Raw genomic sequence first — 17,845 nt, 5'->3', positions numbered from 1 at the left:
CCGCCATTCTGCCCGCGCGCTCGCCGCGTGCGGCCCCGGCTGCGCGGCTTGCTCGTTGGGGAAGTGTCCGCGGGCCTTCATGGCGCGGCGGGTGCGGGCGTTGACGATCTCGATCGCGTTGGTCGAGCAGATCACCCGCCGGATCTCGGGGTCGAACGCCAGGAACGGCACGAACTCGGCCCACGCGTGGTCCCACAACTTGACAATGGCCGGGTATGGAGGGCCCAGGTCTCGGCGAACTCGGTGAACCGCTCCCGGGCGGCCGCCTCGGTGGGGCGGTGCAGACGGGTTTGAGGGCCTTCGCGATCGCGTCCCAGTGCTGGCGGCCCGCGTAGCGGAAACTGTTGCTCTGGAGGTGTTGCGTCCCCACGCCGACGGCGGCAACGCAGTGGTCGCCATGCGGTGGGCTGATTTTGCACACACGACGTTCAACGGCAGCGAACTGCGCTGAACGACACCGTTTTTCCTGCGGTTTCTCCGTTTGTGCAGGTAGAAGACGTGTCTGAATCTCGCTGGCAGTGAGGGCGTCAGAAGCGGCGAGCTTGGCGCGAAGGAGCCGGAGCGAAACTGGAGCAGTAACTGTTCCGCAGATAACCTGAACGTGCTTCAGGTGAGCCCAACGTACCGGTCGTGAACACTGATTTCTCTGTTTCGCCAGGTCAGGGTATTCGGCGGGCGACACTGGGGGTCGAGGGGTCGCAGGTTCAAATCCTGTCGTCCCGACGGTCTGAAGAGCCCGTTGGCTTGGGGTGAAAGCCCAGGTCAGCGGGCTTTTTCGTGTTCGCGGTGTGTCTCGTTGCCGCCGCGGGTTTCACTCCTCTGGCAACTGCCGTCAACGGCGGCGAACCTGCCTAAACCGGTTTCGGTTGCTGTCGGTTGAGGACGGTTCGGCGCGGTTGCGGACTGCTGACGGCGCCGTGGTGGTGGGGTGTCAGGCGGCGAGCAGCAGAGGCGGCGGGATGGCGGGGCCCTCGCTCGCACGCACCGTGGCGAGGGCGTTGATCCAGCGTTGCTGCAGGGCGTCGAGCAGGCGGGCTTCGACCTCGGGCGAGACATGGGAGTAGATCTCGCGGATCTCGTTGGGGATGCCGTGGCCGAGGCGGCGTGCTTGGCCGACCTCGGGGATGCCGTCGGCGATCATCCAGGTTTTGTGGCCGTGGCGCAGGCCGTGGAAGTGCAGTCCGGGCACGATCGGCTGCACCCGGACGCGTGGCCGCACGGTGTCGAGGTTCCCGTCGGCGGCGGGGCGCATCGCGCGGCGGGCGAAGTTGGAGCGACGCAGCAGTTGCTGTTCGGCGGTGACGAACACGTGCGGGTGCTGGTGTGTGTCCAGATAGGCGGCCAGAAGTTGGATCAGGAAGGGGGGCAGGCTGATAGTGCGGGCAGAGGCGGCGGTTTTCGGTGGCCCTAATTCGAAGTGGCCGTTGATTTCGTGCAGGGCGCCGATGTCGGGGTCGATCACGAGGACGCCGTCGTCGAGGTGGGTGTTGATGCGCTGGAGTCCGGCGAGGTCGCCTCAGCGGGCGCCGGTCCAGGCGGCGGTGCTGATCAGGATTCCGGCCCAGAGCCCGGCGAGGGCGATGGCTTGCAGGGCGATCGCGACGACTTGGTCTGGTGTGGCCCAGAGTTGTTCGTGTCGCCGTTGGTGCTGGCGGCGGCCTCGGCGGTGGGGCCGGATCGGGTTGGCCGGGAGGAGTTCTTCGTCGGCGGCGTCGGCGAGCATCATGGTCAGGATCTTCACGATCGTCGCTACGGTTGAGGTCGCGTAGCCCTGTCCGCGGAGTTTCTTGGCCCACGAGCGGACTTGCAGGTTGGAGATGGCGTTGAGGCCGGTGGTGCCCCAGCGCGGCAGGATGTGGTTGTTCGTGATGGGCCCAGGGTAGTGGGTGCGACGTCGATCGAGTCGAACCATGACACCGCCCACTCGCTGACCAGGACCTTGCCGGCGTCCGGATCGACGAACTTCCCTCGCCGCTGGTCGGCGTCGATCTCTTGGGCTTTGTTCGGTGCGGTGGTTTCGTCGGTGAAACCGGTGAGGGAGCCGTGGGTGCCGTCGTCCCTCCAGTACCGTACCCGCCATGCATTCTTCCCGGTCTTCTCCACGAAGGCCATTTCTCAATCCCGCCGTTATGGGTGCTACATGTTATTGACGAACTTATGGACGCTCCGTGTTCGTCAAAACTCAAGCCGGAATAGCGCTCATCTCGGCGATGGCCTCGATATCCGCCCGCGCGAACCGAAGATGCTTGCCGAGAAACCGGATGTGGCGACGCTGAACCCGGCTCAACTGCTCACCACGCACGGGTGCGTTGACGAACGTCGTCCATCGTCTTTGCCGCTGTGGTCACTGGGCCGTCGCGGCGGTGGCCGGCCGGCCGCGGGTTTCGTGCTCGTCGCCGCCGCGATCGTCGTCGCGTGCACGGCGGAACGGCGCCAGAAGTGTTGCCAGGATGTACCGGCGGTTGCGGACGAGTGCCGCGAGGGCTATCGCGGCTTAGATTGCCGTCAGGACGTCGCGGGCGGTCTGGGCGGGGAGTGCGAACTGGGCGGCGACCAGACCGAGCAGGGCCCACCGGTTGACCTTGCTCGAGATCAGGATGATCGACGTGCCGACAACCTGCCACCGTGCGTCCGCAACCGGCTGGAGCCTGGACCGTTGACGGACCACGATGGCCCAGCCGAGGCACCGACGCGGCTTCGCCTGCGACGGCCCGCTGGCCGGCCGGTGGGCGAATTTCGGCAGGCGGGTCAGGTCTCGAGGGGGTAGGCGAGGCAGGTGCCCGCGACGGTGGCTTTCAGGTCGGGCCACGGGTTCGGCAGCGCGTCGCCGGCCAACCGCGCCGTGACGGGCGGCCGTCAGGCGATACCCGCAGCCAGGCCGACGCGTCATGGCCGTAGTAGCTGATGTCCTCGATGTCGACTGCCACGCCCACTGCCGAGGACGCTGGTTGGCCGGATCCGTGCCGATCCGACGAGAAGCTGGGCCTGCCCGGGCCGGGCGTCTTGCACGGCGACCTCGTTGAGCGCGCAGCGGGCGAATCCGTCGAGGACCTCGGCGGGCAGCAAAACGGCGTTCCGCACCGGGCCGGCGATGGTGGTGCTGGTTGGGTTGGGCATCGCGAAGAAGCTCACCGGAAAGACAGCGCGGGAGCTGGCGCTGGGCTGGGCGTACCGGGCGGAGCCGGGGTTTCTCACGATCGCGTCAGTGGGCGCGTTTGTCATTCCCGCGGCCGGGTCCCGTTGTTGCTGGGGTTCGTGCTGCTCGGGTTCTTCGTGTTCTACCTGCGCGCTGAATCGTCGCGGGGACCGGCCTCGCCGCGAGAGAGGGCAGGATGTAGCGCCGGTTGCGGATCAACGCGGCAAGTGCGATTGTTCCGTAAACCGAACGGCTGGGCACTGGCCAAGATCACCGCGGCGGCGGACGGATGAGCTCGGCAATGAGCTGGATGCGCAGCCTGTGACGCGTCGGCCAGTGTCGCGGGCGGGAGTGCCTGGCCTGATGGGGTAGGTCGCAGTTCAGCCACGCCACGGCCCGGTCGCCGAACCGGGTCAGTTCTCCGTCGAGGTGCAGTTGGTGTCGCCGCCCGCGGATCTCGAACGTGCCGTCGAGCACAACGGTGTCGGCCCAGGAGCACGAGGACGACACGGCGTCGATGCGGATATGGGGATGGTGAGCCGCATCGAGCCGCTCCGTGCCGCACAGCCACCGCGCCAGGAACGGAACGCCAGTATGCAGCGAGTCGACATCCAGCAGCAGCTCGATCTGCCGGATCACCTGATCATCAAGCACGGCGGTGCCGGTGCCGCCGTCGATACGGGCCCAGAGCAGGGCCCGGCGCACACCCCTGAGCGTTATGGTGATCAGGCACCGGACTACGGCGAGTTGGTAGTGGCCGGTACCCACGGTACTGGACTCACCCACGACACGGTCGCGCCAGGACTGTGCAGGAATGTCCATAAGGGCCTCGGCACCGACTTCGGGCGATCGAAATTGATAACGTGCTGTTCGCCGGCCGCGCCGACGTTGTGCTCACCGGGCGATTCGCCGTGCGACCAGGGCACCGGCGCCGAGTAGCACGATCGCGGCGGCGATCCAGACCCACACCGGGACGGTGGCGTCGGGTGTGGCGTCGGCGACCGCGGGCTGTCCTGCTGCCGCGGGATTGGCCTGGGCTTGGGTGGCGGGGGCTGGGGTGCCGTCTCCGGCGACGGTCAGGTGGAAGGTGTAGGACCCGGAGACGGGATGGCCGTCCTCGGAGACGATGTGGTAGGTCACGGTGTAGTCGCCGGCGGGGCCGAGCGGGCGCAGCGGTGCGGAGATTGTCTCCGCGGCAACGGTGGCGGGCCCGGCCTCCCAGTGTGACGTCTTGTCGGGTCCGGTCACAACGAGTTCGTTGAAGCCGGGCTCCACGGGTGCGTTGAAACTTAGCTCCACCGTGGACGGTGCGGTGGAGAGTTGACCGCCGGCGGGTGGGTTGCTGGACTCCAGGACGTCGTGGGCGTCGGCCGCCCGCATTCCGGCGACCAGCAGAACGGCCAGCGTGAAGGTGAGGACTGAGCCCCTCATCAGCAGATTTCGGTTACGCGACAACGTTTTCTTCCGTCCCGAAATGGGGAACTCCCAGTCGTCCCCGGTCGTTCGGACTCTAGTGCGGCGTACGAGCCAGGCAAGCGGTCGGCTGTAAAGAACGAATGAACAGGTGCTCACCGCCGGAACGCCAGCGGCCCGATCGGCGACCGGGATCGCGCGGATCGACGGTCCACACCGGACAGATTCGTCACTCGTACGGGTGACGTGAGCCTGGTGCTCACCGCGGCCTCGGGTCGAGGGGGTGCGCCAATTTACCGCTGCTTCACGAAACGGTAAACGCCGGAAACATGGCGACTGGTCTGATCGTCCCCCGTTGGCAGGCGTAGACCTAACGGGCTACTGCCGGGCGAATTTCTTCCCAGCTTCACGGAATTCGAGGAAGTGACTGGTGGCAGTGGAACTCTCGGTACGTCGTGAACATCTCGTCGCGGCCCTGCTGGTCGGTGGCGTGGTGGTGATCGTCGGGTTCGCGTCCGGACTCGGGCTGAAAACGTCGACCACGAACGCGCAGGCGGCGGGTGCTCCGGCTGCGGCGAGCCCGGGCACCTCCGTCCCGGATGGACAGTTGCCGCAGGCTTCGGTACCGGCGATGACCATGCCCGGCACCGAGTTGCCCGCGGCCATCCCCGCCGACATCCCGGTCTCGGCCGGTGAGCCGGTGACCGGCGGCGACACCGCGACGGTGCCGGTGGTGACCGCGTCGACCGAGCCGGGCCCGGTCTCCACCTCCCCGGTCGGGCCGGCCGATCCCGCCACCCCGGTCACGCCCACCGACCCGACGGTCCCCACGCTGCCGGTGGCTTGTCTGCCCGGGGCGGGGCAACAACTCGCCGACACCGCGAACACCCTAGTAGGCGAGTTGCCGGTGGTCGGCACACTGACCGGCACGCTCGGCCTGACGCAGAGCCCGGACGGAAGCAGCCCCGGCACGTTGAACACGCTGCTGTACGCGGTGACGGGCTACTGCGCCCCGACCACCGCCGCCACCGCTACCGGGACCGACCCGACGGCCCCGCTCACGGCCGCCCTGCCGGCGCTGGCGCCCCCGAAGGTCGGTGGCTGATGGACCTCACGCCGGCGAAGGCGCTCTACATCGCCGTCCGCGCGGTCGACTACTTCGGCATGACACTGTTCCTCGGCGGGCTGCTGTTCCTTGCCTGCCTGTGGAAGGGCGGCGCGGATCAAAGTGGGGCCCGGAAGATCGTGGTCGTCGGGTGGGTGCTCGGTTTCCTCGGTACTGTGGCGGCGGTCGGTCTCGAAGGTGCCTGGATAGCTCAGCGGCCGCCAAGCGACTTCCTGGACTGGGATTTGATCTCACAGGTGCTCGACGTCCACTTCGGACAGATCTGGTTCGCCAGGACGCTGCTCTGGCTGCTCGGCGGGGTGGTGCTCGCGCAACTGTTGCAGCGCGGCCGGTCCGCCGCGGGCTCGATGTCCTGGCGCACCGGGCTCGCCGCGATCGGGTTCGGCCTGGTGCGCACCACCGGAATGACCGGGCACGCCTCGGAAAGCGCGCGCCCGCTGCTCGCGCAGATCGCGGATTTCCTGCACGTTCTGGGCATCTGCGCGTGGCTCGGTGGGCTGGCGATGCTGCTGTTCGGTGTCCTGTCCCGGCGCCGGGCCGATGAGCTGGCGACGGTGCTGCCGCGCTACTCCAGGCTGGCCATGGGTTCGGTGCTGCTCATCGTCGCCGCCGGGGTGGTGCTGACCTGGCAGACGCTCGGCTCGGTGGCGAAGCTCTTCGACACCGACTACGGGCACACCCTGCTGGTCAAGATCGCGGTGCTGCTGGTGGTGCTGCTGATCGCGCAGGGCAGCCGCAGCTGGGTGAACCGGCGGCTCGACTTCGCCGTCGTCCTGCGCGGCCAGCACGGAACCGTCCGTCCTTTCGTCTATTCCGTCGCCGCCGAAACGGTGCTCGTCATCGTCGTGCTCGTCGCGGCGAGCCTGCTCGTCACGGCCAGCCCTGGCCGCTGACCGTTCCCCCGAGGAAAGGAAATACCCATAGTGGACACCGAATCCCCGACCGAGCCGAGGCGCTCACGCAAGTCTGTCCTACTGCTCGGCGTGGCCGTGGTGGCGCTGGCGGGCGTGCTGTTCAGCTTCGCCAGCATGAGCTCGGGCACCGGCACCGAGCAGGCGGCGCTGCCGCAGGTGGTGCGGGACAACCCGATCGGCGTCGCGCTCTATGACAGCATGGAAAAAGCCGAGACGGCGCGGACCGTGCAGGTGGAGATCAAGAACTACGCGTACTCGCCGGCGGCGCTGAGCATTGCCGTCGGTGACACCGTGACCTGGACCAACGAAGACACCGCGCCGCATACGGTGACGGTGAGCGATGGCCCGGTCAAGTTCGCGTCGCCGAACCTGGCGCAGGGTCAGACCTACACCTACACCTTCACCCAGGCCGGCACGTACTCCTACTACTGCGCCGTGCACCCGGACATGAAGGCCACGGTGACGGTCACCGGCAGTGGTAGCGGTGGCGGGTCGAGCCTGCCGACGACGAGCACGCCGACCGGTAGTTCGGAGCCGACGACGTCGATGTCGATGCCATCCAGCTCTGGCTCCGGTTCGGCGTCTTCGTCGATGTCGATGCCCTCGACCACCAGCGGCGGCACCACCGAATGCATCCCCACCAGCGTGCTGCAGCCGATCTTCGCCCACGTCAAGTCCGCGCATCTGGAGACCTCGCCCGGACAGCAGGTGGCTGACATCCTCAACCTCGACCAGTACATCAAGACGCACACGGTGTGGCTGGAACAAGTGTTGCAACCGGTGCTGGACGGTTCGGCGGACAAGCTGGTCACCGACACGCTCACGCCGATCCTGAACCACGTGAAGTCCGCGCACCTGGAGACCTCGCTGGGTCAGCAGGTCACCGACGCGCTGAACCTGGACCAGTACATCAAGACCCACACGGTCTGGCTGGAGCAGGTGCTCACCCCGCTGATGAACCAGGCGACCTGCTGACGCAACGGTAGTTCCGGCCAACGCGGTGGCCCGGCCGAGGAACGGTCGGCCGGGCCATCTCCCATCCCGAGGAGGTTCCCGATGGACGCGACCGCGGAGCTCGCCGTCGAGCCGTTCGAGAAACTGCCGCTGCCCGGCCGGTACCAGGCCGACCCGTCCCGGTTCGTGCTCGAACCCACCATCCACCTGCTGCGCCAGCCGGTGCTGCGCGGCCGCCTCGCCTGCACCCGCGGGCATCTCGTGCTCGGCGAACACCCGGGCCTGTCCCTCGATCTTGACGCCCGTTCCCTGCGCACCAATGTTTTCGGGCTCGCGCGCACACTCACCAGCGAAGGAGCACTATGCGCGGCGGACTATCCCGCACTCCGCTTCCACAGCACGGACATGTCGGTGACCGAGGACTGGTCGGTCGAGGTGACCGGCAAACTGGAGGTGCTCGACGTGGTGCGCGATCTACGGCTCCGCGGCGAACTGGCCCACGTGGACGAGCTCGCGGTCGTGCTGTGGGTACGCGGAGTACTGCCACCACCGCGACGGCCACTGGAAACCGGCTATTGGGCGGCGCAGGTGATCGCCGAACGGCCGATACACGTGGAGCTGGCCGCGGAGTTCACCCGATGAGGCTGGTGCTGGCGGCGCTGCTGGCGATGTTCGGTGCCTTCGCGCTCGCGCCACCGGCGCAGGCCGCCACCCAAGCGGTGATGATGCAGAGCTACGCCTTCTCCCCGTCCACGTTGACCGTGCACGTCGGGGACACCGTGACGTGGACCAACCACGACCAGGCCCCGCACGACGTGACCACCACCAGTGCACCGGTCGCGATCAAAAGCCCGATGCTGTCCACCGGGCAGAGTTTCAGTTATACCTTCACCACCGCGGGCAGCTACTCCTACTACTGCTCGATCCACCCGGACATGCGAGCCACTCTGACCGTGCTCCCGGCGGTGGCGAGTGCCCCCGCGGTGGCCAGCGCTCCGAAGGCCACCGCACAACAGAAGCAGGCTACCGCCGCGCGATCCTCAGCAGCGCAACAACAACCGGTTGCGCGCCAGCAACCGGCCATCGCGACGTCCATGCCCGCCGCCGTCGTGCCGACCGAGGAATCGGCCCCACCGAGCACAGGCGGCAACGTGGTCGCGGCCAGCGCTGCACCCACCACCACGACCACCTTCGACCCGAAGCTCATCGTCGCCGGCGTCGCCGCCGCGGTCGCCGTGCTCTGCCTCCTGCTGGTCGGCTCCCGCCGTGAAACCTAGCGCCCGCCGTCACGACACATCGGTCCAGTCAGCCGACGCGAGCGATACGAACCTTCGCCGAGACTACTCCGCTATGTGACATTGGCGGAAACGTCATGTGGACCACAATGATCCGTCCGCGATGGACTGGGGCGGGGGCGGCTCCGGGGACTGTCTCGTGATCGGTGCTTCTGGCGTTGGTGATCACTAGGTCTCGGCGGTTGGCCAGCGGTCACTCCTTGATCAGTAGCCACGAAGAAGGTAACGGGGCTTCGCCGACCAAGCTGGGGATTCTGCGCGTAGGTGCCAAAATGGTGATCGTGTCGGGTGCGTCAGTCGCGGTGGCCCGGGGTGTTTCTGCTTGCTCACCTGCCGGTCCACGGCGACTGCGTCGCGGACCTCTTGCCCGGCGTGCTCACGTTTTCGGTCGGCCTCGGCGTGGTCTTGGACGCAAGCACTACGGAGGTATCGTGCTGTCCGCATGCCCACCAGATCGTGACCAGGTAAGAGGCGGTCAGGCCGTGTTCGTCGGTGGCCTGGGAGTTGTAGGTGAACGACAACGCCTGACTACCATCCACGGTGTGGTAGGACAACGACGAGGTCGACAAACTGGCGTTGCCGTTGGCCAGGTTCACCGTCACCGGGCCCATCGTGTCGGTCGGTGCGGGCCCGTGGTCACCGATGCGCGTGGCGATCGTGAAGCAGTAGGTGATCGCTTCGCCGTCGGCGTCGGTAGCGGGGTTGACCGTCAACGTCGGGGTGGTGCTGGTCAGCACCGATTGATCCGCCGGGGCGCTGATGCTCGGCGAGGTCGGTGCCGAGCCGTAGTCCACCAGCAGCGAGGCCGTGACGCGTTTGTAGGTGTACTTCCCTGCGGTTTCCTGCCCGACGAACCCGAACAGCGCACCCCAGTTGCTCGACGACACCACCCCGCGCAGGAAGTTCGTCAATCCGTCCGGTGTTCCGGTGGTTGTGGCCGGGATTCCTTGCAGGGAGCCGAAGTCCCCGATGACGCCGTGGGCGAGGTACTCCGCGCCGGGTGTCTGGTTGAACGACTGTCCTGTGGCGTGGTAGAGGTCGATGTTGTAGCTGGTGTGCGACTGCGGGGCCGAGTTCTCCCAGTTCACGTCCACCCGGGAACCGACCACGTTCTTTCCGGCCAGAGTGGACAGTGGGAACTGGGTGATGGTGCGCAGGTAGGTGTCGCCGCCGTTGGTACCGGCTTGGGAGTTGCCGACCTTCACGACGGTGTCGGTGCCGGAGGCGCCGTCGGACTTGTACCAGTTCTGCGTGGACGGACTGTAGGTCAGCGTCGGGTCCGCCGTGACCGGGTAGACACGCTTCGGGTCGTGCAGCCACGCGTCGTCCACGGCCACCGTCACAGTCCAGCCCTGCCCGGCCGGGGTGAGGGTGTAGCTGCCGCCGGTCTGGGCCGGGGCGGATTGGCCGTTGTTCCCGGCCGAGTCCCACACCTCCGGCGCCGGAATCACGACCTCGGTCTGCTTTCCCGCGTTCTGCAGCTGAATCGAGCCGCCTTGGGCCAGCACCGGAGTCAGACCGTGCGTGGCGAGCGTGAAGGTCCACCGACCCTGGGCAGGGGCACTCGCCAAGGTGAGAGCTTCCTTCACCGCGCCGGCCGAGGTGGTGTAGGTCAGGTCGGTGCCGGGCAGCGCACCCGGGTAGGTGACCGTGGATGTGGTGGTCTTCGCCGCCGCGGCGCTCGCGCCCTGCAGCGCGAGGCTCGCCTGATCCTGCCCCACCGCGACCGACACCAGTGCCGGATCATTCGCCGTCGCGGCGAAACTCGGGGCCAGCGGATGCCATCCGGTCTTGGCGCGCTTGCTGCCCGGATCCACCGAGACGGACGGGTCGACCGGGTGGCAGGCGCCCTGGGTGTCCTGCACGTTCAGCGGTTCGTTCGACAACTTCCGCGTTCGAGTCCCGTCGGGATTGACGTAGTCCTCGCTGTACTGCGCCTGCGACCCCGCCACCAGCCGCGACTGCCCAGCCCGGAACCGCGAATCACCCCCGCCCTGCCCGCTGCGCGTCGCCAGCGGAGCGAAGTCGCCCGCCGGTTTCGCCGGAGCCGACGCCGGATCCACCGCCCTCCCAGCGGGCAGCAGCGGCAACGTCCGCACATCGACATGGTGATCGACCGGCGCCGCAGCCCGGGCAGGTGAAGGAGTCACCGCCTCGATTCCACCGGCAGCCAACGCGACCGCCAGCACCAACCGGAGCAGCGTGACAAAGCAACTACCGGCGAAACGGACAGAAGAGGAAGAACCGTCGACGCGACAACTAGGCACGCTTGCCGACCGCGACGACAAAGCCTACCGATCCGCACAATCCACCTCCGTCAGAGATTTTCCGACCAAGCGAAACGAAAAGTGCCCGCCCCAGGTTGTTGCCCTCGCTGCCATCGCAGGCGTGGAACGGTTACAGTGCCGTTCGCCGAGTCCACTCGACTCGTGTTCCTGATCTGCGGGAGGTCTGTGTGCGTCGGGTGACGTCGTCAGCTCGCTGCCCCACACCGCCGACAGCGTCGGCGCGCACCTGCCCGCCGCGGACCACAGCCTGGGCTCGCTCGACCACTCCGGCGTGACGGACCTGCACCAGAGCGTGTCCATTCTAGACAGTCACGTCAGCGGTCTCGTCAGCCCGTACATCGACCAGCTGGACCTGCACAGCGCGGACACCGCGGCTCGACTACTTCGGCCTGGCGCTGGATCTGGCGGAGGAATTCCATCCCTTGGTGGTCGACCAGTTCGTGCTCAATGGGTTCCGCCGCTGTGGCCTCGGCCTCGACCACGGACGCCGCGACAATGAGCGCCATGGGATCCTGCTCACCCGCGCGGGCCAGGAAGTCCTCATCGACGTCTACGAGTGACGCACGCTGCAGGTTACCCGAGGCGCCCTTCCCGGGCGGGCCCTGGCTCACCGAGCCCGACCGGCGACCGGGAACGGCACCGTGGTCAGCGTGATCGGGGGCGACGAACAGGGCGGCGACACGCGCGATGTGTCCTACCGCGCGTATTTCGACCAGGACATCCAGAACCTGGACGATCTCGCCGTGCGATGGCAGCCGCCGCGCTCGCGTCCGTGGCCGTCCGCTGCGAAATCGCACGACTGAACGAGTCTCACCGTGTCGTGGAGTTGTCGGGGGGCACCGAGGGGACCGGGTTCGGATTCGCGCCCGGCACGCCGAGTGCGGCGAGGTTGTCCGTGGCCGGGTGGGCTCGCCCGGCGGGCCCGGCGGCGTAGGCGCGCAGGAGCCGCAGCGTGATGTCGCTGATGGCCTTGCCGGCGTTTTTGTCGTCGTGGTCGGCTTCGCAGCCGGGACCCAGCGCGCAGATCCAGTACTGCGTGCCGGCGGCGAACACGGCAGCACCGCTGGGCGTCGTGTAGTAGCTGGTGTCGGCGAAGTCGGCTCGGCCGCCGCAGGTCAGCGGTGAGTGGAACAGCACCTCGATCGGCCGTGGCGTGGGCACCGACAGGTCGACGCGCTCGTACTCGTTGCCGACCAGACCGGGCAGTTGCTGTCCGTTCTGGACGATACCGGTGAGCAGCCAGTTCGTGTCGTCCACGGCCCGCAGGTCGGCGTGCACCGGGTTGCAGTGGTAGAAATCGCCCAGCAGCACGCTTTCCGGGCGCGGGAACGGTGGTGAACGCCATTCCGGGGTCGCCTCGAGCGGATCCGTCACGTGGTCGGGGTCGTCGGTGAAGGACTTGAAGTCGACCTCCAGCCGGTCGGGGCCCAGCGCGGTGGGCTGGAACCGGATGTGCCGGTAGATCTCGTTACCGCCGAGGAAGGCCAGGTTGACGCCGTGGTCGCGAGCGGCGGTGGTGTTGCGACGCATTGCGGTGGACCAGTACTCGTCGTGGCCCAGGGTCACGATCGCCGCGGCACCGTCGGCCAGGTGCGGGTCGGCGTGCAGGTCCACGTCGGTGGCGTAGCCCAGCGGCAGCCCGGCCCGTTCGGCGAAGAGCAGCAGCGGCAGCTCGAAGTACAGGAAGTCCCCCGCCCCCTGCATGTCCTTCGCCTGGTACGGCCGGTCGAACGAGACCGCCCGCGACCGGGCGGCCTTCGAACCGTTGGGCGAGCTGTAGAGGCTGTAGCCGCCCCACTGGTTGTAGGCCTGCCAGGTCGTCACCGCGTTGACGATGATGATCTTTCCCGCGTTCGAGGGAGTGCGCACGGTGAGCGGCACGAACTGCTGGGCTCCGTTGTCCCCGTCCAGCCGGAACAGGTAGTCGCCGGGCTGCCAGTCCCGGGTCGGCACGGTCAGCGACGGCTGCCAGGGTGCGGTGACGGTGCTGGTCGGTGCCTGTACCTCCGGCTGCGGCTGCTTCCGGCCCGGCTGGGGAGCCGACTGCCACACCTGTTTCGCGTCGGAACCGGTGTAGGCGCCCATCCGGTAGGCCGTCACCGTGAACCGCACGGCCGTCGTGTTCACGAAAAGGCGGACGTCCTGACCGGGTGCCACGGAGGTGTGGTCGGCGAACCCCTCGATCGCGTGCTCGGGCCCGGGGTGGGTGAGCTCCCAGCCCGGCGTGCCGGCCTCGGGCCCGGTCGCGCGGGTCGACGGCGGAGCCGGCGCGGGGCTGCTCGGCGCGGGCGCTCCGCCACCCGTGCAGGCGGCCGCGACCAGTGCGGCCGCGACCACCGCGCCGCCAGCGAGATTCCGCAGTCCCGTGCCCATGCCTCACCTTAGGGTCAGCCAGAGCAGGCCGGCGAGGCCGGCCAGGCCGCAGTAGACCGCGAACGGGGTTCGGTCGTGCCCGTCTCCCGTTGGAGAGCCATGCGGCTGGTGACTCGACGGGGCGACGATGATCCCGTCCTCGTCGACCGCTACGAGGTCTCCGGACTGGACTGGTGTGCCCGCGAGGTCGAGTTGATCGAGTACACGGCCGGCCGGTACGGAGCCGGAACGGCCGCTGCTCTCTCGCGTACACACACATGGGGCGTCGTCGGCAGCCCGCCGAGCGCGGAGCCGCCACCGCGGCGCCCTGCCGAGGTCGAAGGTGGCGGGGGCGTGCCGCTGTGGGGGAACGCCTGGTCGGCGAACGTCAGCAGGTAGGGCAGGGTCGCGCGGGCCGTGTGCCAGGTGTGGTTGTAGCCGTGCTCGACGTGCACGACCGCGGTCTGCCCGCGCGCGTGGAGGGCGGCGGCGATCCGCTGGGCGGTGGCGACGTCCGTGGGGGCGCCTGTGCCTGCGGTGAGCAGGACGGCGACCGGGCCGGCGAAGGTGAGTGTGGCCAGGTAGTCGCGGGGGGTGTTGGCGGCGATCAGCCGTGGGTCGCCGCCGAGCAGGTCGGCGTCGTCGCCGAGTTCGTCGTAGGGCAGGGTGAGCAGGAGCACGCTGAACTGGCCGGTGTGGTGCAGGCCGGTGTTGAGCGCGGCGAAGGCGCCGCCGGACATGCCGCCGAGGGCGCGGTGGGCGCGGTCGGGGATGGTGCGGTAGCGCTGGTCGATCTGGGTGACGACGGTGTGCGTGAGGTAGGTCTCCAGTTGTGGCCCGCCGGGCACGTCGAGGCCCTCCCAGTCGCGGCTGGGTTGTCCGGCGGTGAGGTCGACGCTGACGACGATCATGGGTGTGAGCGCCCGGTCGTGGTAGAGCAGGTGCAGGGTCGTGGGCGCGTCACCCGGGCGCAGCCAGTCTTCCGGGCCTCCGTAGGGGTAGCCGTGGACGAGGTAGACGACGGGGTAGCGGAGGTCGCTGTTGGCCGGGTCGCTGTAGCCCGGGGGCAGGAGGACGTAGGTCCTCCCCGAGGGGATGGCGTCGGGCGGGTCCGGGAGGTCCACCTGCTCGACGGTGACGGAGTCCGGCCCGACGGGGACGTCCACGCCCCGGCCGCCTTTGCGGTGGGGGTCGTCCTCAGGGGTCCGGTCCTTGTCATCGTCGAGCGCCAGCCCGAGGGCCCGGACCGGCCCACCGCCGTGTTCGAGCAGGCGGGCGAGATCGGTGACGGTGCGGACGTATCCGACGTAGCTGTTGAGCGCGGTGACGGAGGCGAGCAGCACGCAGCACAGCGCGGCGACGACCGCGCGGCGGCGCACGCGTTTGCGATGCCGGAAGCGAGCCCCGGCGATCACGAGCACGGCAGCCGCGGCGGTGAACGTGGCCCAGATCAGGGGCGACTCCAGTGGGCCGAGCTCGCGGACGTGCCGCGCGACGTCAGCCGGGATGGTCGGGTCACCCGGGACTGCGAGCTTCATCGGGCCGGTCGGTCCAGGCTCAAGCGCTGGGCCAGCCAGGGCAGGGCTTGCCGGAAGAACTCGGCCCACAGGCTCCAGTCGTGACCGCCGGGCAGTTCCCGCCACTCGACCTGCATTCCGGCGCGGCGGCAGGCTTCGAGCACGATCTGCTGTTCGGAGGTGTAGGGCTCGTCGTCGTCGCCGACGGCGATCACCCCGGCCGAGCCGGGGAAGGTCCTGGTGGCGAGAATCGCCAGCGGATCCTGGCGGCGGTAGGCGGCGCTGTCGCCGTCGAAGACGTCGTCGACCGCGCTGGCGACGGTGTCGTGCATCGGGTGTTTCTCACCGGAGAAGTCGAGGAAGGTGGGAAACAGCGCGGGGTGGCGTACCGCGAGCTCGTAGGCGCAGGTGCCGCCGTAGGACAGACCGCCGACCGCCCAGTGGTGGGTGTCCGGGTCGGCGGCGAGGTGCTGGGTGATCCACTGGGGCACGTCCTGGCTGAGGTAGGTGTCCAGCTTGGCTTTGGGGCTGTCCATGCACAGCAGGTCCTCGTCGCCGGTGCCCGTGTCGTCCGGCGCGACCACGATGGGCGCGCGCCCTCCGTGCTGGGTGGCGAAGGCGTCCAGTTCGGGCTGCAGATCGGCGTTGGTGAACCAGTCGCCGGTGTCACCCGGCACACCGGCGAGCATGATCAGGACCGGTAACCGCTGTTGCTGCCCGGGGCGGTACCCGGGCGGCAGGTACAGGTGCGCGTCGCGGGCCGCGAACCCGGACGAGGCGGCCGGAATGCTTGTCGTCGACACGGTGCCGGCCAACGGTGTCGTCGGTGTCGCCTCTTCGCTCTCGCTGGCGCGATCGGCATGGTTGCCGCACGCCGTGACGAGGGCGGCGATCATCGCCAGGACGGTGCAAACGACGGTTGGTTTCATACGGAGACGCGTGGGGTGGTCATTTGAACAGGCTGACCGCGCGGGAGATGACGACGGCGAGGGTCACGAGTGAGATCGCGGATTGGCCGAGCATCACCATCTTCGCCCAGCGGGACATCGGCATGACGTCGGTGGGGCTGAACGCGGTGGCGTTGGTGAACGACAGGTAGAAGTAGTCCAGGAAGTGCGGTTCCCACTCGAAGTGCCCGCCGGGGTCTTCCATCTGGGGGAAACGGAAGTCCGCCCGCGGCCGCCTGCCCTGCGCGCGGGAGACGGGCCCGCCGCGGTCGCATTCCCAGTACCACAGGGCGAACGCGATCACGTTGGGCAGCCAGATCGCGCCGCCACTGCCCAGCAGCGGCGCGGGTTCCTCACCGGCGCGCGCCGCCAGCAGGTCCACCACGAGCAGGGCCGCCGACCAGGCATTGGCCACGCTGATCAAGGCGATCAGCGAAACCGACAGCGGCCGCAGCCACGGGTGGTCGCGGGAGATCCGGACCGGGTTGAGGCCGATGAGCGTCACCACCAGCCCGATCTCGAGGCCGGGCAGCAGCCAGTGTGGCCGGAACGCCAGCCGGTCCGGCAACACCAGTTGCAGCGTCACCGCCAGTGCGATCGCCAATGTCACGGCCCATCGCTGTTCACCCCTCGTGACGCGCAGCCAGGCGGGCACCCGGTGGGCGGTGTCGCCGATCGCGTGCGAGACGGGGTGTTCGCCGCGGCAGAGCAGTTCCTCGAGGTGGAGTAGTTCCGCGCGGACGGCGCGCAGCCGGTCCAGGTGGTCCGGCTGCGCCGGGGCGCCGGACTCCCGCCGCGTGTCGCTGTCAGCTGCCATCTCATCCTCTCGTACGCCGCCGACCGCACCGTCCACCACGGTCGCTGTGAGGATGCTGAGAGAAACGGCCTCGATGGGGGCGGTGCGGACCGGGCGTGTTTCGCGTGGCCGGATCGTCCCGGTTGAGCAGTTGACCACTGCGCGCCCCCGATTCCTCGCTGATCGCCGGTGGTTGTCGCCGAGGGGGAGTTCCGTGACCGGCACGGTCACCGGCAAGCGACGAGCACAGGCACTGTCGAGGTGACCCCGCCGCGGGTCAACGACAAGCGCATCGATCCCGAGACCGGGCAGCGGCGGCGCTTCTCCTGGGCGATCCTGCCGCCATGGGCGTAAGACACCGAAGATCACTGAGGTGGTACCGGTGTTGTACCGCACGGCCCGAGCCGGGCACCGGCCCTGATCAGCTCGCCGAACCTGCTGCGTAACGACCTTCCGCGGCTGGCAAGCCGCCTGAAGACACCGTGGTGGTACTTCGCGGTGATGGCCTTCGGGTGGGCCGTGGCCTTCGCGATGCCGATCGGATCCCATTACCTCATCGGTGCCCGGCATCGGAGGCAGCCTGCTCGCCATCGTGGTGTTCCTCCTGGCCCACTACACCCTGGCCCGCGTCAGCGGCGTGAATGTGGGCATAGTGACCTGGCAGTACCCGTCCGGCCGCGCCTGGACGATCGCCATAGTGGTGGTCATCTTCGCGGCTGACGTGGCAGAAACGCTGGTGCTCGAACAGGGGCTGCTCCCGGCCGCGATCGCGGCCGGCGGGCTCGCCACCGTGGCGGGAACGTACTGCTGGCAAGGCCGTCTGCGAGGCATCCGCCGGCACCAGCGCGGAGCGGCGCCCACGCGACGGATGAACGTGGTTGACGCGTCGCTGACACTCACCGAGCCGGGCACAGCCCTCGATCAGCTCGCCGAACCTGCTGCGTAACGACCTTCATCTGGATGATTGCTCCGTTGACGTCCTGGGCGTGTCAGCTCTGACCGGTCTTCGTCTCGGTGGGGGGCGTGAACGAACGTTCTCCGAACACTCCGGTCAGCACCTGTTGGGCGGGCTCGCCGGTGAGCCTCACCTGCCCGCCGACCTGAGCT

At 68.6% G+C, this 17,845-nt stretch carries 18 protein-coding genes and 2 pseudogenes; 10 read left to right on the top strand and 10 right to left on the bottom strand.

Annotation, left to right across the window (positions count from 1 at the left end):
• Positions 1-42: 42 nt before the first annotated feature.
• The 3 genes and pseudogenes from FHX82_RS32455 to FHX82_RS37450 all read right to left on the bottom strand — a co-directional run.
• Positions 43-358: pseudogene (locus FHX82_RS32455) on the bottom strand (transposase); the annotation flags it as partial.
• A 573-nt stretch (positions 359-931) separates the two neighbouring features.
• Positions 932-1,462: a tyrosine-type recombinase/integrase gene (locus FHX82_RS37455; protein ID WP_229881025.1), complete on the bottom strand. Its 531-nt coding sequence runs from the start codon at positions 1,460-1,462 to the stop codon at positions 932-934.
• Between the two features lie 54 nt (positions 1,463-1,516).
• The gene (locus FHX82_RS37450; RefSeq protein ID WP_229881026.1) at positions 1,517-1,912 is read right to left on the bottom strand and encodes a site-specific integrase; all 396 of its coding nucleotides are present in this window, start codon (positions 1,910-1,912) and stop codon (positions 1,517-1,519) included.
• Positions 1,913-2,047: 135 nt separating this feature from the next.
• Between FHX82_RS37450 and FHX82_RS32445 the strand changes: the two genes are divergently transcribed.
• Positions 2,048-2,767, top strand: a complete 720-nt coding sequence (locus tag FHX82_RS32445) for a hypothetical protein (protein WP_183176975.1) — start codon at positions 2,048-2,050, stop codon at positions 2,765-2,767.
• Positions 2,768-3,406: 639 nt separating this feature from the next.
• Here FHX82_RS32445 and FHX82_RS32440 read toward each other — a convergent pair.
• Both FHX82_RS32440 and FHX82_RS32435 read right to left on the bottom strand, forming a co-directional pair.
• Complete coding sequence (locus tag FHX82_RS32440; RefSeq protein ID WP_183176969.1) at positions 3,407-3,841, bottom strand: YceI family protein; 435 nt, start codon at positions 3,839-3,841, stop codon at positions 3,407-3,409.
• A 189-nt stretch (positions 3,842-4,030) separates the two neighbouring features.
• On the bottom strand, positions 4,031-4,567 hold the full coding sequence (locus FHX82_RS32435; RefSeq protein WP_145932824.1) for a copper resistance CopC family protein: 537 nt from the start codon (positions 4,565-4,567) through the stop codon (positions 4,031-4,033).
• Positions 4,568-4,979: 412 nt separating this feature from the next.
• Between FHX82_RS32435 and FHX82_RS32430 the strand changes: the two genes are divergently transcribed.
• The 5 genes from FHX82_RS32430 (at position 4,980) to FHX82_RS32410 (ending at position 8,820) form a co-directional block, all read left to right on the top strand.
• Positions 4,980-5,654 (top strand): hypothetical protein, encoded by a 675-nt coding sequence (locus FHX82_RS32430; protein ID WP_145932825.1) that lies wholly within the window; start codon positions 4,980-4,982, stop codon positions 5,652-5,654.
• Positions 5,654-6,568 carry a CopD family protein gene (locus FHX82_RS32425; protein ID WP_145932826.1) on the top strand — a complete coding sequence of 305 codons (915 nt, stop codon included), beginning with the start codon at positions 5,654-5,656 and terminating at the stop codon, positions 6,566-6,568. The genes FHX82_RS32430 and FHX82_RS32425 overlap by 1 nt, the downstream gene beginning before the upstream one ends.
• A 30-nt stretch (positions 6,569-6,598) precedes the next feature.
• The gene (locus FHX82_RS32420; protein WP_229881028.1) at positions 6,599-7,564 is read left to right on the top strand and encodes a cupredoxin domain-containing protein; all 966 of its coding nucleotides are present in this window, start codon (positions 6,599-6,601) and stop codon (positions 7,562-7,564) included.
• Positions 7,565-7,645: 81 nt separating this feature from the next.
• Positions 7,646-8,185 carry a YceI family protein gene (locus FHX82_RS32415; RefSeq protein WP_145932827.1) on the top strand — a complete coding sequence of 180 codons (540 nt, stop codon included), beginning with the start codon at positions 7,646-7,648 and terminating at the stop codon, positions 8,183-8,185.
• The gene (locus FHX82_RS32410; protein ID WP_145932828.1) at positions 8,182-8,820 is read left to right on the top strand and encodes a cupredoxin domain-containing protein; all 639 of its coding nucleotides are present in this window, start codon (positions 8,182-8,184) and stop codon (positions 8,818-8,820) included. The genes FHX82_RS32415 and FHX82_RS32410 overlap by 4 nt, the downstream gene beginning before the upstream one ends.
• A gap of 344 nt (positions 8,821-9,164) precedes the next feature.
• Here the strand turns inward: FHX82_RS32410 and FHX82_RS32405 are convergent, their stop codons facing one another.
• A complete protein-coding gene (locus tag FHX82_RS32405; RefSeq protein ID WP_145932829.1) occupies positions 9,165-10,937 on the bottom strand; it encodes a hypothetical protein in 1,773 nt (590 codons plus the stop codon).
• A gap of 578 nt (positions 10,938-11,515) precedes the next feature.
• Between FHX82_RS32405 and FHX82_RS32400 the strand changes: the two genes are divergently transcribed.
• Both FHX82_RS32400 and FHX82_RS32395 read left to right on the top strand, forming a co-directional pair.
• Positions 11,516-11,686 (top strand): CRISPR-associated endonuclease Cas1, encoded by a 171-nt coding sequence (locus FHX82_RS32400; protein ID WP_145932830.1) that lies wholly within the window; start codon positions 11,516-11,518, stop codon positions 11,684-11,686.
• An 81-nt stretch (positions 11,687-11,767) separates the two neighbouring features.
• On the top strand, positions 11,768-11,929 hold the full coding sequence (locus tag FHX82_RS32395) for a hypothetical protein (protein ID WP_183176968.1): 162 nt from the start codon (positions 11,768-11,770) through the stop codon (positions 11,927-11,929).
• A gap of 7 nt (positions 11,930-11,936) precedes the next feature.
• Here FHX82_RS32395 and FHX82_RS32390 read toward each other — a convergent pair whose 3' ends face one another.
• The 4 genes from FHX82_RS32390 to FHX82_RS32375 form a co-directional block, all read right to left on the bottom strand.
• The gene (locus tag FHX82_RS32390) at positions 11,937-13,499 is read right to left on the bottom strand and encodes a N,N-dimethylformamidase beta subunit family domain-containing protein (RefSeq protein ID WP_145932831.1); all 1,563 of its coding nucleotides are present in this window, start codon (positions 13,497-13,499) and stop codon (positions 11,937-11,939) included.
• Between the two features lie 149 nt (positions 13,500-13,648).
• Positions 13,649-15,016, bottom strand: a complete 1,368-nt coding sequence (locus FHX82_RS32385; protein ID WP_145932832.1) for an alpha/beta hydrolase — start codon at positions 15,014-15,016, stop codon at positions 13,649-13,651.
• Entirely contained in the window at positions 15,013-15,891 is an 879-nt protein-coding gene (locus FHX82_RS32380) for an alpha/beta hydrolase (protein WP_183176967.1), read from the bottom strand. Before FHX82_RS32380 ends, FHX82_RS32385 begins: the two co-directional genes overlap by 4 nt.
• 52 nt (positions 15,892-15,943) lie before the next feature.
• Positions 15,944-16,759 carry a DUF1345 domain-containing protein gene (locus FHX82_RS32375; RefSeq protein WP_145932834.1) on the bottom strand — a complete coding sequence of 272 codons (816 nt, stop codon included), beginning with the start codon at positions 16,757-16,759 and terminating at the stop codon, positions 15,944-15,946.
• A gap of 225 nt (positions 16,760-16,984) precedes the next feature.
• On the opposite strand from FHX82_RS32375, the pseudogene FHX82_RS32370 reads away from it, so the two are divergent.
• Both FHX82_RS32370 and FHX82_RS32365 read left to right on the top strand, forming a co-directional pair.
• Positions 16,985-17,129, top strand: a pseudogene (locus FHX82_RS32370) (IS256 family transposase); the annotation flags it as partial.
• Positions 17,130-17,297: 168 nt separating this feature from the next.
• Positions 17,298-17,684: a hypothetical protein gene (locus FHX82_RS32365; protein ID WP_183176965.1), complete on the top strand. Its 387-nt coding sequence runs from the start codon at positions 17,298-17,300 to the stop codon at positions 17,682-17,684.
• Positions 17,685-17,845 lie beyond the last annotated feature (161 nt).

It is taken from the genome of Amycolatopsis bartoniae, assembly GCF_014191255.1.
GTDB classification, from domain to species: Bacteria; Actinomycetota; Actinomycetes; order Mycobacteriales; family Pseudonocardiaceae; genus Amycolatopsis_E; species Amycolatopsis_E bartoniae.
The sequence above is the reverse complement of the archived record's forward strand: the minus strand, read 5'-3'. Positions and strand labels throughout refer to the sequence as shown.